This is a genomic window from Rhodococcoides navarretei, assembly GCF_038069675.1.
Taxonomy (GTDB): domain Bacteria; phylum Actinomycetota; class Actinomycetes; order Mycobacteriales; family Mycobacteriaceae; genus Rhodococcoides; species Rhodococcoides navarretei.
This window is the reverse complement of sequence record NZ_JBBPCN010000001.1, coordinates 3,975,868-3,989,319: the sequence shown is the minus strand read 5'-3', so window position 1 is coordinate 3,989,319 and position 13,452 is coordinate 3,975,868. Positions and strand designations below refer to the sequence as shown.

14 protein-coding genes and 1 riboswitch are annotated in these 13,452 nt (G+C 65.9%); of the genes, 4 read left to right on the top strand and 10 right to left on the bottom strand.

Annotated elements, in window-relative coordinates:
- Positions 1–12: 12 nt before the first annotated feature.
- Positions 13–1,056, bottom strand: coding sequence for an iron-siderophore ABC transporter substrate-binding protein (locus AABD04_RS18700; protein ID WP_341442074.1), 1,044 nt, complete (start codon positions 1,054–1,056; stop codon positions 13–15).
- A gap of 248 nt (positions 1,057–1,304) precedes the next feature.
- Here AABD04_RS18700 and AABD04_RS18695 point away from each other — a divergent pair, with 248 nt between their 5' ends.
- The gene (locus AABD04_RS18695; RefSeq protein WP_341442073.1) at positions 1,305–2,396 is read left to right on the top strand and encodes a 3-deoxy-7-phosphoheptulonate synthase; all 1,092 of its coding nucleotides are present in this window, start codon (positions 1,305–1,307) and stop codon (positions 2,394–2,396) included.
- Here AABD04_RS18695 and AABD04_RS18690 read toward each other — a convergent pair.
- Positions 2,393–3,013, bottom strand: coding sequence for an alpha-ketoglutarate-dependent dioxygenase AlkB (locus AABD04_RS18690; protein ID WP_341442072.1), 621 nt, complete (start codon positions 3,011–3,013; stop codon positions 2,393–2,395). The two genes, AABD04_RS18695 and AABD04_RS18690, sit on opposite strands and share 4 nt — an antisense overlap.
- A 58-nt stretch (positions 3,014–3,071) precedes the next feature.
- Here AABD04_RS18690 and AABD04_RS18685 point away from each other — a divergent pair, with 58 nt between their 5' ends.
- Complete coding sequence (locus AABD04_RS18685) at positions 3,072–3,497, top strand: VOC family protein (RefSeq protein WP_341442071.1); 426 nt, start codon at positions 3,072–3,074, stop codon at positions 3,495–3,497.
- Here the strand turns inward: AABD04_RS18685 and AABD04_RS18680 are convergent.
- The 5 genes from AABD04_RS18680 to AABD04_RS18660 form a co-directional block, all read right to left on the bottom strand.
- Entirely contained in the window at positions 3,490–4,515 is a 1,026-nt protein-coding gene (locus AABD04_RS18680; RefSeq protein WP_341442070.1) for an AraC family transcriptional regulator, read from the bottom strand. The genes AABD04_RS18685 and AABD04_RS18680 overlap by 8 nt on opposite strands.
- The gene (locus tag AABD04_RS18675; protein ID WP_341442069.1) at positions 4,512–5,684 is read right to left on the bottom strand and encodes a pyridoxal phosphate-dependent aminotransferase; all 1,173 of its coding nucleotides are present in this window, start codon (positions 5,682–5,684) and stop codon (positions 4,512–4,514) included. Before AABD04_RS18675 ends, AABD04_RS18680 begins: the two co-directional genes overlap by 4 nt.
- Before the next feature lie 389 nt (positions 5,685–6,073).
- The gene (locus AABD04_RS18670) at positions 6,074–6,742 is read right to left on the bottom strand and encodes a DUF3239 domain-containing protein (RefSeq protein WP_341442068.1); all 669 of its coding nucleotides are present in this window, start codon (positions 6,740–6,742) and stop codon (positions 6,074–6,076) included.
- A 39-nt stretch (positions 6,743–6,781) separates the two neighbouring features.
- Complete coding sequence (locus AABD04_RS18665) at positions 6,782–8,437, bottom strand: DNA repair helicase XPB (RefSeq protein WP_243593803.1); 1,656 nt, start codon at positions 8,435–8,437, stop codon at positions 6,782–6,784.
- Between the two features lie 88 nt (positions 8,438–8,525).
- Positions 8,526–10,817: a helicase-associated domain-containing protein gene (locus tag AABD04_RS18660; RefSeq protein ID WP_341442067.1), complete on the bottom strand. Its 2,292-nt coding sequence runs from the start codon at positions 10,815–10,817 to the stop codon at positions 8,526–8,528.
- A gap of 61 nt (positions 10,818–10,878) precedes the next feature.
- On the opposite strand from AABD04_RS18660, the gene AABD04_RS18655 reads away from it, so the two are divergent.
- Positions 10,879–11,067: a hypothetical protein gene (locus tag AABD04_RS18655; protein ID WP_008719333.1), complete on the top strand. Its 189-nt coding sequence runs from the start codon at positions 10,879–10,881 to the stop codon at positions 11,065–11,067.
- A 76-nt stretch (positions 11,068–11,143) separates the two neighbouring features.
- Here AABD04_RS18655 and AABD04_RS18650 read toward each other — a convergent pair whose 3' ends face one another.
- The 3 genes from AABD04_RS18650 to AABD04_RS18640 form a co-directional block, all read right to left on the bottom strand.
- Positions 11,144–11,755 (bottom strand): resuscitation-promoting factor Rpf1 domain-containing protein, encoded by a 612-nt coding sequence (locus AABD04_RS18650; protein ID WP_243593801.1) that lies wholly within the window; start codon positions 11,753–11,755, stop codon positions 11,144–11,146.
- An 8-nt stretch (positions 11,756–11,763) separates the two neighbouring features.
- Positions 11,764–11,964: riboswitch (cyclic di-AMP (ydaO/yuaA leader) on the bottom strand.
- 276 nt (positions 11,965–12,240) lie between these two features.
- The gene (locus tag AABD04_RS18645) at positions 12,241–12,615 is read right to left on the bottom strand and encodes a YccF domain-containing protein (protein ID WP_341442066.1); all 375 of its coding nucleotides are present in this window, start codon (positions 12,613–12,615) and stop codon (positions 12,241–12,243) included.
- A 2-nt stretch (positions 12,616–12,617) separates the two neighbouring features.
- Positions 12,618–12,836, bottom strand: coding sequence for a hypothetical protein (locus AABD04_RS18640; protein WP_243593800.1), 219 nt, complete (start codon positions 12,834–12,836; stop codon positions 12,618–12,620).
- A 197-nt stretch (positions 12,837–13,033) separates the two neighbouring features.
- Here AABD04_RS18640 and AABD04_RS18635 point away from each other — a divergent pair, with 197 nt between their 5' ends.
- A complete protein-coding gene (locus AABD04_RS18635) occupies positions 13,034–13,450 on the top strand; it encodes a cold-shock protein (RefSeq protein WP_008719325.1) in 417 nt (138 codons plus the stop codon).
- Positions 13,451–13,452 lie beyond the last annotated feature (2 nt).

Sequence of the window (13,452 nt, the reverse complement as noted above, 5' to 3'; positions counted from 1 at the left end):
CGCACGTGGGGGTCAGTTCTGCAGGGCGTTCTTCAGGCCGTCGAGCACGATGGTTGCCGCGGTCGGACCGGCGTTGAGGTACCACGGGTCGTCGTCGACGCGCACGATGTGGTTTTCGGTGGCCGCGCTCATTCCGGTCCACAGCGGGTTCGTGGTGTACGACGCGGCGCTCGAATCGGCTTCGGCGTCCTGGCTGGAGACGAACACCCAGTCCGCGTTCGCCAGTTGAATCTCTTCCTCGCTGAAGTCCTGGGAGGTCTTGTCGAACTGCTGGCTTTCCGGTCGCGCCAGTCCAGCGTCCCAGGCGATGTAACCGGCGAACGACGGGACGCCGAACACTCGCGCCCGATCAGCGGTGAAGCGAACGAAGGAGACCGTGGGCGTGCCGCCATCGGCAACCGAATTGCCCAGTGCCGCAGCGTCGGACGTGAAGGTATCGAGGAAGCTCTGGGCCTGCTCGGTGCGGCCGAGCGCGTCGCCGAGAAGCAGGAAGTCCTGCTTCCAGTTCACTCCGGTGCCCTCGGTGAGCACGGTCGGAGCGATGGTCGAGAGAGTCGAATAGATGTCCTCCGAGCCTGCCTTGTTCGCCAGGATGAGGTCCGGTTCGATGGCGGCGATCGCCTCGATGTCGACTTCCTGTCGATTGCCGACGTCGACGAACTGCGCCATGCGATCCGCGTACTGCGGGAACGAGAAGCTGATGTAGTCCGGGACCAGAGCGGCACCGTCACCGTAGGCGACTCCGGTGGGTACGACGCCCAGAGTGAGGGCCGCGTCGAGCTGACCGGTGGCGATCACGACGATCTTCGTCGGCTCGGCGGGGATTTCGGTGGAGCCACCGAAGTGTCCGACGGTGCGGGGAAACACTCCGTCCGCGGCTCCCGAACCCATCCCGTCGGGAATGCCGGTCGGTCCCGGTGCGTCCGTCACGGTGTCGCCGGTAGCGGATTCGGTGCTGGTGGACGGAGTGGCCGTCTGCTCGGCGGTGTCGCCGCAGGCAACGGTGGTCAGTGCGGTGACCGCGGCGATCGTGGTGGCCAGGAGTAGACGTTTCACTTCGTTCTCTTTCACGGGTCCGACAGAGGCAGGTAATGCTAGCCTAAACCTTGACGGACCGAGATCGGTGCTGCGCGTCTGCTACGGTGCTCTCATGCAGCGCACGTATTTCTGGTTTAGCAGGCCGGCCCCGGGTGGGTCAGCCAGCGACGCCATGCGCTGAACTTCCACCCCACGAGCCGGATACAGACCGGCTCGAAGTGCGTGTGGAGCATGATGAGCCGGCCTGGGAACAGGAACGCCCTCTCATGACACTCTCTCTCGACACCCCACCTCTCGACGATCAGCGGACCATCAGCATCAGTCCACTGATTGCCCCGTCGGTGCTGCGCCGCGAACATGCTGTGGACGACGCGATCTCGGCGACCGTCCGAACCGGACGTGCGGGAGTGGTCGACGTGCTGGACGGCACCGACGATCGGCTGATCGTCGTGGTCGGCCCGTGCTCGGTGCACGACACCGACGCGGCTCTCGACTACGCCCGCCGACTTGCCGCCACGGCAGCCGAATTGGGCGACCGACTGCACATCGTCATGCGGGTCTACTTCGAGAAGCCCCGGACGACGCTCGGCTGGAAGGGACTGATCAACGACCCGCACCTCGACGGCAGCTTCGACATCAACGCCGGACTACGGGTGGGACGCCAACTGCTGCTCGATATTTCGGCGCTCGGTCTGCCGGTCGGATGCGAATTCCTCGACCCGATCACTCCGCAGTACATCGCAGACCTGGTGAGCTACGGCGCGATCGGTGCACGGACGGCTGCGAGCCAGGTGCACCGCCAGCTGTGCAGTGCGCTGTCGATGCCGGTGGGGATCAAGAACTCCACCGAGGGCGACATCCAGGTAGCGGTCGACGGAACTCGCGCCGCCGCGGCGAGTCATGTCTTCCCCGGCACCGATCTGGACGGTCAAGCAGCGCTCATTCGTACCGTCGGAAACCCGGACTGCCACGTCATTCTCCGCGGGGGCGTCGACGGACCGAACTACGACGCCGAATCGGTCGCCGATACCGTTGCGCGACTGCGTAAGTCGGGCCTACCGGAGCGCGTTGTCATCGACGCAAGTCACGGCAACAGCCGCAAGGACCACAACAAGCAGGTGGACGTCGTCACCGACGTGGCCGCCCGGGTAGCGGGAGGCGAACACGGCATCGTCGGTCTGATGCTCGAGAGTTTCCTGGTCGAGGGGCGTCAGGATCTCGAACTCGGTCGCCGCGACGATCTGGTCTACGGGCAGTCGATCACCGATGCCTGCCTCGACTGGGATACCACGGCAACACAGTTGAACGTGCTGGCTGCGGCGGTCGAGGAGCGTCGGAACTCCCGAACCGCTCGCTAACGAACCCCGCGCGGTCGGAATTGCACGCTGATGCGTGGGCCGGTCGCGCGGGTGGACTTGGGTACGGCATGTTCCCAGGTCCGTTGACACGAGCCACCCATCACCACCAGGTCTCCGTGACCGAGGGTGAATTTCAGCGACGTTCCGCCGCCACGAGGTCGAAGCATGAGTTGCCTTGTGGCACCGAGCGATACGATCGCCACCATGGTGTCCTCGGTCGCGCTGCGGCCGATGTTGTCGCCGTGCCAGGCGACGCTGTCGGACCCGTCGCGGTAGTAGCACAGTCCGGCGGTGGCGAAGGACTCGCCGAGTTCGGCGCGGTAGTGCTCGTCGAGGGCGTCGCGCGCGTCGTACAGCGTTGCGTCGGGCCAACGCTCGCGCTCGCCGTAGAACCGAACCAGCCGTGGCACATCGACCACGCGGTCGTACATCTGTCTGCGTTCGGCGCGCCAATCGACGTCGGTCACCAGCGAGTCGAAGAGATGGGTATCGGACAACCAACCCGGGCGAACGTCCACCCACGCCCCGAGTGTGAGTTCGCGACGGGTGACGGACTCGAGCGACCCGACGCCGCCCTCCGCGTCACCGAACAACGAGCCTTGCATCGCGAGCGACATGGTTCGACTGTATCGAACAGGTGTTCCCATTTCCAGTGACCGGCGGTATTGTCCCACCATGGGATACGTATTTCAGGTCGTCGTGGACAGCGTCAACCCCCATGCGCTGGCGAAGTGGTGGGCGCAGACGCTGGGTTGGCAGGTCGAACCCAGCGACGAGGACTTCATCCGTGAGATGGTCGCCGCGGGACACGCTCGCGACGAGGACACGATCACGTTCGAGGGCGTTCTCGTGTGGCGGGCCGGCGCGGGCATCGTCGACGCCGGTTCACCCGGCACCCCGCGAGTGCTCTTTCAATCGGTGCCCGAGGCCAAAACGGTGAAGAATCGGTTGCACCTCGACATCCGCGTCGGCGACGACCGCGAATCGGTGGTGACGGAACTCGAAGAGCGGGGCGCGACGGTACTGCATCGAGGACAGCAGGGCCCCAGCGTCTGGATCACCATGACCGACCCGGAGGGCAACGAGTTCTGCGTCAGCTGAGACGGTATGCGCCGGGGGTCTGGCCGGTCCACCGCTTGAAGGCTCGGCGAAAGGCGCTGGGCTCGGAGAAGCCCAATCGGGTCGAGATGTCGTCGACGCTGTCGCCGCGGCTGAGCCCGGAGATCGCCGCATCGCGCAGAACCTCTTCTCGCAGTTGGTTGATCGAGGTGCCCTCCTGCCGGAGGATGCGTCGCAGATGCGGTGGGCTGATGTTGAGCATCGCCGCAATTTCCTCGGTCCCCGGTGCGCCGCCCTTGAATCCGGTTTCCAGAGCGCGGCGGACCTGGCTCGAGGCCGTGCTGTCGTAATCTCGCGACGAGAACAGCAGATTGGGCGATTCCGCGAGATACTCCGCCAGCGTGGCCTCGGTCTGCACGATCGGTGCTCGCATCACAGCAGTGTCGAATTCCAGTGTGGCAAGGTCGGTTCCGAACTCCACGTGCGTGCCGAAGATGGCGTCGTACATCTTCCCGGCTTCCGGTCCCGGTAGCGCGTAGGGCAGCTGCACCGACAGCAGTTTGACCCGGCTGCCGATGAGCCAGGCCGCGAATCGGTGCAGCAGAATCAACAGAAAATCGGTCAGCAAGCGTTCGGCGAGTTCGTTGGCTTCCGGGCTCAGATGCGTGGTGGGGGTGACGTGCACCGTCAACACCGTGGACTCCTCGGTCCGATCCAACGTCATGGGACGTACCGGAATCAACACCCGCATGGTCTCGGACATCCGAATCAGTGCCGCCCACAGGTTCTCGGTGTGGATGAGCGTCTGACATACCACGCGAAAGCTCCCGCGCCGCACCGGTACTGCGGCGAGGCCGAACAGTTCGTCGCCGGTCATCGTCCAGACCGCCTGGGTGAACGCGGTGACCTGCTGGGTGGTCAGACGCTCGGCCGGGTTGTCGAGGATGGTGGATCCGATGCCCGCCATCGACAACGGGTAGGTCAGGTCGACACCACTGTTCGTCGCGAGGTCGACGGCTTGTCTGACGAAATACGCCGGGATCGTCGGCTGCGGAGTCACAATGTCCGCAGCCTCTCGGCCGCGTCGGCGAGTACCTCGTCCTGTTTGCAGAAAGCGAAGCGCACCAACGACTTCCACGGAGCGGGCTCGTCGACGAAGGCCGTGACCGGAACGGCCGCGACACCCACCAGATCCGGGAGGGAACGGCAGAACTCGTAGGCGTCGCCCCGCCCGATCGGGGCGATGTCGGCACAGACGAAGTACGTTCCCGCGCTGTATTTCACATCCGCTCCAGCGGCGGCGAGAGCAATCGAGAGGGTGTCCCGCTTGCGTTGCAGCCCGTCGCGCATGGCGGTTATCCAGGTCTGTTCGTGCTCGAGCGCGTAGGCCACGGCCGGCTGAAAAGGAGTGCCGCCGACGAAGCTCATGAACTGTTTGGCGGCGCGGACGGCGTCGATCAGCTCTTTCGGTCCGAGCGCCCAACCGGTCTTCCATCCGGTGGCGTTGAAGGTCTTCGCCGCACTCGACACGGTGACGGTGCGCTCGAACATCCCGGGCAGCGTCGCGATCGGGGTGTGCACGCCACCGTCGAAGACTAGATGCTCGTACACCTCGTCGGTGAGGACCAGCAGATCGTGTGCCACCGCGATGCCGGCTATGCGGATCATGGTGTCGCGGTCGAAGACCGTGCCGGTGGGGTTGTGCGGGGAATTGACGATCAGCATGCGCGTGCGAGGCCCGATCGCGCGCGCGAGGGCGTCGGTGTCGACGGTCCACCCGTTGCCGTCCGAGACCAGGGGCACGGCGGTCCTGGTGGCACCGGCGAGGGCGATGGCGGCCGCGTAGGAGTCGTAGAAGGGCTCGATCAGCAGGACGTCGTCGCCTGGCTCGATCAGACCGAGTAGTGACGCCGAGATCGCCTCGGTGGCACCGACGGTGACGAGTATCTGCGAATCGGGGTCGTAGCTCAGTCCGAATCGGGCCGCTCGGTCGTCGGCGATGGCAGCGCGCAACACCGGCATGCCGGGGCCGGGGGAGTACTGGTTGAGTCCGTTCGCGATGGCCTCGCGCGCTGCCTCGAGCATGGCGGGTGGGCCGTCGGTGTCGGGGAAGCCCTGCCCGAGGTTGACGGCATTCTTCTGGACGGCGAGTGCGGTCATCTCGGCGAAGATCGTCGAGGAGAACGGGCGCAACCGTGCCACTGTGCGCGAGGGGATCATCTCGGACATTCAGCCAGCGTAGTTCACCGAGCAGAACGGCTGGATCAGGTCGGTATCGACCCGCTCGGCTCTGGAACTCGCTGCGTGATCACGCGCTCGCCGCCGAAGCCTGCCCGCGGGAGTCTCGGTGGGCTCACGACCACGTTCACACCGTTCCGATCGTGCCGGACGAGGCGACGCACGAAGCGTGGTCGCTGAAGTACGGCGCTGGAGGAGCATGGAATGACGTACTACTGACCTCACCGACCACAATTCGGATGATCACACGGCATTCCGTCGGAGGTTTCGAACAGTGCGACCTGAGGTCAGTTGTCGACAGGTATCGAGTCGAGCCACAATTCTCGAATTGCATCCCCGCGATGTCTGTTTCGACGCTGAGCGTACGAGAGGCGTCCCGATCAGCGCAGGTCGTCGGGAAGATCCGCCGGGTCGATGAGCAGCTGCTGGTTCTTGGCCGTGCGGACCTTCTCGGACAGACCGATGTTCGCGTGCAGCAGCGCCCATTCGCCCTCGGTGATCTCGTCCACGGCTCGTGCGATGACCGCCTTGTCGGTGGTTCCCCAGGCTATGGGCATCGCCGAGGCCAGCTGCCACGTCCGCCCACCGGTGTTTCGGCCCCGGTCCGCGAGAACCGACACCGCAGGCACCTGCGCGCCCCGCTCGACGGGGTGGCCGGGCAGGGCTCGCACGACGCGGGTGATCAACACGTAGTGCGGCTCGTTCACCCCTGGCTTGGCGATGTCGACCAGCGCCAGCAGTATTGCCCCACTCGGTAGCTGCTCGGCCACCACCGCCGGCACGAGATCGCCTGCGGCGTACTGCGATTCGATGGACCCCATCTTTCGCGGTGCCCACAGCATCACCCAGAGCGAAGTGGCCGCGCCGATCAGGAACACCGCGCCGAGGATGTACGACCACAGGGCCGCGATCCAGATGAACCAGGCCCCCAGCGCGATCAGGAAGACGGCGGTGAGCGCCGCGGAGGCGCGCAGCCGACGAAGCTCGGTGAACGTCTCGTTGACCGACTTCGCGTGGGCTACGTCTACGGGGAACTCGAACTTGCGCACACAGGTATTCCTAGCACGGCACCGAGCCGACCCGAAGTCTCAGATCGCCGGGCCGAGCAGATCGTCCGCGTCGGTGATGCGGTAGGCGTAGCCCTGTTCGGCGAGGAAACGCTGGCGGTGGGCCGCGTACTCGGCGTCGAGGGTGTCGCGGGAGACCACCGAGTAGAAGTGCGCCTGACCGCCGTCGTGCTTCGGTCGGAGCAGTCGGCCGAGGCGCTGGGCCTCTTCCTGCCTGGAGCCGAACGTTCCCGAAACCTGCACTGCGACGGACGCTTCCGGAAGGTCGATCGAGAAGTTCGCCACCTTGCTCACCACCAGCGTCTGGATCTCGCCCTTGCGGAACGCGTCGAACAGCACTTCACGTTCCTTGTTCTTGGTCGAGCCCTGAATGACCGGAGCGTTCAGCGCTTCGCCGAGCTCGTTCAACTGGTCGAGGTACGCGCCGATGACCAACGTCGGGGCGTCCTGATGTTTGGCGAGGATCGATTTCACGACGGCGATCTTCGTGTGCGCCGTCGAACAGAGCTTGTAGCGCTCCTCGGGCTCGGCGACCGCGTACGACATACGCTCGGCATCGGTGAGGGTGACGCGGACCTCGATGCACTCGGCCGGTGCGATCCAGCCCTGTGCCTCGATGTCCTTCCACGGCGCGTCGTAGCGCTTGGGCCCGATCAACGAGAAGACGTCGCCCTCGCGTCCGTCCTCGCGGACGAGCGTCGCGGTCAGGCCGAGGCGTCGACGCGACTGCAGATCGGCCGTCATGCGGAACACCGGCGCGGGCAGCAGGTGGACCTCGTCGTAGATCACCAGTCCCCAGTCCCGGGAATCGAAGAGTTCGAGATGCTTGTATTCGCCCTTGGTACGACGCGTGATCACCTGGTACGTGGCGATTGTCACAGGGCGAATCTCTTTGCGCTCTCCCGAATACTCGCCGATCTCCTCCTCGGTGAGCGAGGTGCGTGCGATGAGTTCGCGCTTCCACTGCCGACCGGCGACGGTGTTGGTGACCAGAATCAGCGTGGTCGCCTTGGCTCTGGCCATCGCGGCGGCACCGACCATCGTCTTGCCGGCACCACACGGCAGTACGACGACGCCCGAGCCGCCTGCCCAGAACGAATCGGCCGCCATCTCCTGGTAGTCGCGCAGCGTCCAGTTGCCGCCCTCGGTGTCGAGCTCGATGGGGTGCGCTTCGCCGTCGACGTAGCCGGCGAGGTCCTCGGCAGGCCAGCCGATCTTGAGCAACATCTGCTTCACGTGGCCGCGTTCGCTGGGGTGCACGATCACCGTGTCCTCGTCGACCATCGCACCGAGCATGGGCGCAATCTTCTTGTGCCGCATCACCTCTGTGAGCACAGCGCGGTCCAGGCTGATCAGTACCAGGCCGTGGACCGGGCTCTTGACCAACTGCAGTCGGCCGTACCGAGCCATGGTGTCGACGATGTCGACCAGCAGCGGCTGCGGCACCGCGTAGCGGGAGAAGTTCACCAGCGCATCGACCACCTGCTCGGCGTCGTGGCCCGCGGCACGTGCGTTCCACAGTGCCAGCGGGGTGATGCGGTAGGTGTGCACGTGCTCGGGGGCACGTTCGAGCTCCGCGAACGGTGCGATGGCCGCCCGCGCTGCGCCCGCGAGATCGTGATCGACCTCGAGCAACAACGTTTTGTCGGACTGGACGATCAGCGGGCCGTCGGTCACGGTTCCTCCTAGAGACATCTGCTGCGCCCGAAAGAGCGCAACTTCTCCATTGTCCACAGGTAGGGGCGTGCGTGCACGTGAGCCCGGTCTACTCGACCAGCGCGACCGAGGTGATCCGATGCAGGGTGAAGCGTCGAACCCCACCGGTGGCGGGGTCGAACGCGTCGAGTTGACCGCCGCCGATGCTGATCGGATCGACGATGCGATGCGTGGCAACCCCCTGGGCATCGACGTAGCCGATGCTCACACTCCGCTTGACCTTCGCTGCGGTCTGCAGCAGCGTCATCGTCGCGGTGCTGCTGGCCCGGGATCCGTCGGCGCGAACCACTGCGCCGCCGTTGCCTGCCGCTCGGTCGGCAGCGCGCATCCCGCGCACCAACGACCCAAGTTGTTCCTCGGTGGGGACGGCCGGAGTGCGGAACGCCTGACGCGGCCGCCGTGCCGAGACTCGCGACCCGCGGGCACGCAGATCGACGATGGTGCCGGACGAGTCCTCGCCTGCCGGCGCGAAACCCGCTCCGGCCAATACCGTGAGCACCTCGGCGAGCGGGGCCTGTGAGATCGCGACGGTGGGGGCCAGCGCCCTCAGCGCCAGCGATTCGGCCGCCGGAGACGCCATCACCTCGGCGAGCAACGCCGGATCCTCGCACCGAACGAACGACGCGGCGACGCCTGCTCGGAGGCGGCCGTGTCGACGAGCCACGTCGTCGATCAGATAGGTCAGGGCCTGCGGCACCGGCGTCCGCGAATGGGTTGCGAACAACGCGTGCAACTCGGACGCGCTCAACCCGACATCGAGCGCGCGGCGCAGGCTCGTGTCGCTGATCCGGTACATCGTGGCTGCGCCCGCGGATTCCACGTCGGCCACGAGTTCGATCCGATCCTGCAGGTCCGGCTCGAGCGGGCCGGGTGCCACCAGCGTGAGGTCGGCTTGCACCAGGACGTAGTCGATGGGTTCGGGTAGAGCCGCACGCATATCGGCTTCGGCATTGCCGTCGTGCAGCAACGAGCGACCCGGGGTCGACATCGCTCCACGACCGACGATGCCGAGCGCCGTCGCTTCGGCGAGAACATGGCCGACAGGGGTGACGCCGAAGCGTCCGGACCACCGAGGTCGACGCCACGCCAGGGTGCGAGCGAGGTCGGCGGGCTGCGCTGCGTGCCCACTGCCGAGTTCGGCGAGCAGTTCCAGGATCATGCGTCGATCCCGCGGTGCGGCCGGAGATCGGACTTCCTCGGACAGGGCGGCGATGGGCTTGTCGTTGGGGTCACGCATCCCGATGACCCAGGGTGCCCGTGGCACTTCGAGCCAGGCGGCGGCGAGCGTGTGCCAGCGGGCCGCCGGTGCGGCGGCGAGCCACGCGTCGACGGCAGGCGTGGGTGCCCAGTAATCGTCGCCGTTGTCCGACGCGGGAACCGGGTCCGGTGTTCCGCTGGAGATCAGGTGGGCGGCGGCGAGCAGCTCGACGAGGACGCTCACGCGGTCGTCGTCGAGTCCGGTGGCCTTGGTGATCTTGCGGAGCTCGCGCACTCCCAGGCCCCCGGCTTTGAGGGCGGGTGCCGGTGCGGTCGAGAGTGCCTCGATGATCGCTACGCAGTGCCTGCCCAGCTCGAGTGCCTCGCCTGCCGCGGCGGCGTCCACGTCGGCGAGTGAATGCGTACTGGTGTCGAGCGTGGGTTCGGCGAGAGAGCGTGGGTCGGACATCGGCTCGCCGCGCAGGATCTGCCCGACCTGGACGGGAAGCTCGACGGTTTGCTCGTCCAACCAGATCAGCAGGCCCTTGGCGAGCAGCTTCTGGACGGGCCGATCCGGGGGTGTACCGGGTGCAGCGTCCCTGGTGCGCCCGGTCGGCGACGATCTGGCGAGGGTGTCGAGGAGGTTGCGTTCACCGTCGCCGAGTTCGGCCAGTGCAGCGGTGATGGATGCCTCGGTGAGATTGTCGACCGGGTCGAGTACGCGCCCGATGCGCCACGGCACGGCATCCGCCGCTGCGGGGCTGATCCGGAACCCGGCTGCGTCTCCCCACACCAGTAGCCGTTCGCGGAGTTGGGCCAGCGCCCGGTCGACGCTCTTGGCCAGTGCGCGCTTGGCCACCACGGCAAGCAACGTTGCGCGGGTGACGGGCCGCTCGTAGGCCTCTTCGACGGCGAGGATTTCGAGGACCGTGAGTGCGAGGGTGTCGAGGGTGTCTGCGGTGTGCAGGATCGACCGGCGCTGCTCGGCCCGTCCGGCCAGCACGGCCAGGGATGCGGGCGGCGGCGCGGTCAGATCCGGACGCAGCGACATGGCCTTGATCAGCTCGGCGTCGGTTCGAGCTGCGATCCACTGAGGCAGATCTGGGGGCGTGTCGGTGTGTCGGTTCGCAGTCGTGTCGGTCATCGTCTATCAGATTAGAGACCTGGGCTGGTGCTCGCCGCAGGGCAGGTGTCAAAATGGGCGCATGGTGAACAAGTCGAAGAAGCCCTATGTCGATCCAGGCTGGCCGGAAACCGCTCGCGGTGACCACGCGGTGACCGAACTCTCGTCCGCGCGATCGGGTGGCTTGTCACCCTTCGGTGAGGACACCGAGTTCCCGCTGCCCGTCGAAGACCTGCCCTACGCCCATCCGGTGACCGTGGTCAATCGCTGACCGCGGCCCTCGAACACGAAAAAGCCCCCGACATCGTCGGGGGCTTTTTTCGTACGAGCTGGAGCAGCCAGGCAGCTTACTGGGGCAGGAATGCCTTGTTGGCCTGGTAGAAGTTCACGACCTGCGGATCGAGCTGGATGCCCTGGGCCGCGTTCTGCACGAACGCAGCGATCTGCGGATCGTTGGTGATGTTCTGGACGGCGGTGACGATGCCTTCGACGACCTCGGCGGAGCTGTCCACGGCCGGGATGGACGACAGGTCGGGGAGCGCGGGAACTTCCGGTGCCTTGGGGGTGACCGGAACGCTGCGTTCGGTGGGCGCGCTGTTCAGTCCGAGGCTGGAGGAGCAGGACGGCCATGCGCCCCAACCCTGCGAGTCGAGGACCTTCTCTGCAACTGCGATCTGCTCTTCGCGGCTGGCCTGGTTGGCCGTGGCCGCGTACTGCTGTCCACCGTGTGCGTTCCAGGTGCTGGGGGAGAACTGCAACCCGCCCTGGTAACCGTTGCCGGTGTTGATGCCCCAGTTGCCGCCGGCTTCACACTGAGCCAGGCGATCCCAGTCGGAATCCGGTGCCGCGTTGGCAGTGCCGGTGAAGGCGATGCTCGCGGTGCCCATGATGGCTCCGGTGACTGCGACCTTTGCGACGGTCTTGCCCGTGGTGCTCGGCTTGCGATGACGTCCGCTCATACGAGTTGAAATCCTCTCCACACGCGCCTGCGAGGTCAGCTGTCGGGTTCGGGCTGAGAGGTAGCCCGGCCGTTTCGCTCACTCCTGAAAGTGGGCAATTGGGCTTCACCCCAAGGGAAGTCGGTGAGGCTTCGTGAGTCGCTACAACTTCCCGGTTGTCCATGGAGGACGTGGGTCCCCCGTCCTCGTCCCCTGGGTGATCGTCGAGGGTGTTCCGGTTCCCGCGGGACGAGGTTTGGCGCTGCGGGCCGGAATTCGGCCGAACTTTCCGGCCGCTGCTGACCGTACTGAAATTCCCGCCTTACGTCACTATTTGGTAACTGTCGGTTTCGGGGCGTCGCCGCGAGCGCGTTTTGTACCTCTTTCGGGTGTCTCGCGTCCGCCCAGCTAGTGGACGTGCCGGGCATTGAACCCCTGTCCGTTGCCTGTCCGTTACCGGAGCGTGATGTGATGGAAGTCACACCGGCGGCAACCGATCCGAGAGGTCACCGAATGGCAACGATGTCCTTGCCGAGGGGCATCAGCGATAAGGGAATCATCTTCAGGTTCGCGATCGCCAACGGAATACCGATGATGGTGATCGCCATGGCGACGGCCGTGACCACGTGAGTCAGGGCCAGCCACCAACCGGCGAGGATCAGCCACAGCACGTTCCCCACGAGTGCGCCGGATCCGGACCCCGGCTTGTCGACGATCGTCGAGCCGAACGGCCACAGTGCGTAGACGCCGATGCGGAACGACGCGATGCCGAACGGAATGGTCACGATCAGGATGCACAGCAGAAGTCCGGCGAGGAAGTAGCCCAGTGCCAGCCACAGGCCGCCGAAGACCAGCCAGATGACGTTCAGGATCAATCTCATGATCAGCGCGCCCGTCGTCCGGATGCCAACGCGTAGACCAGGGCCAGCACGAAGCCGGTCGGCGCGGAGAACATGGCCGTCAGATACAGCCCGAGTGGGGGCTTGGCGGCGGAGAAGATCGGAAACACGAGGATCGCGACAATGGCGACGAGGCCGATCGCGAACAGGGCCAGCGCGATGCGCAGCAGTACGGTGCTGCTCTTACGAGTCGATGTGTCCACATGCACCACGGTAGTGCGAAGCGTGCTGCGGTGAGGGCGCGGTGAGGCGAACAACTCGAATGCTCTATCCGGGCTCACCGCGCTAGACTGGCGTATTCGCGTCCTACGTTCTCGTGGGGCGCGAAACTTGTGCGGACCGAACATCGGTTCCACGAACAACGCAACCATCGACAGCAACAGATGAACGGGTGAGCTCAGTGCCGACCGGCAAGGTGAAGTGGTACGACGTCGACAAGGGATTCGGATTCCTCTCGCAGGAGGAAGGCGAGGACGTCTACGTGCGTTCCTCGGCGCTGCCCGAGGGCGTCGAGGGCCTCAAAGCCGGTCAGCGCGTCGAATTCGGTATGGCCGCAGGCCGTCGCGGGCCCCAGGCGCTGAGCCTGAAGGTGCTCGAGCCGGCACCGTCGGTGCGTCAGAACACCGGAAGCACCCGCCGCGAACCCGTCGAGCGCAAGCACACTCCCGACGAACTGCACGGGATGGTCGAGGACATGATCACGTTGCTCGAGGCCACCGTGCAGCCCGAACTGCGTAAGGGCAAGTACCCGGACCGCAAGATCGCGCAGCGCATCTCCGAGGTGGTCCGGGCCGTCGCGCGCGAGCTCGACAGCTGATC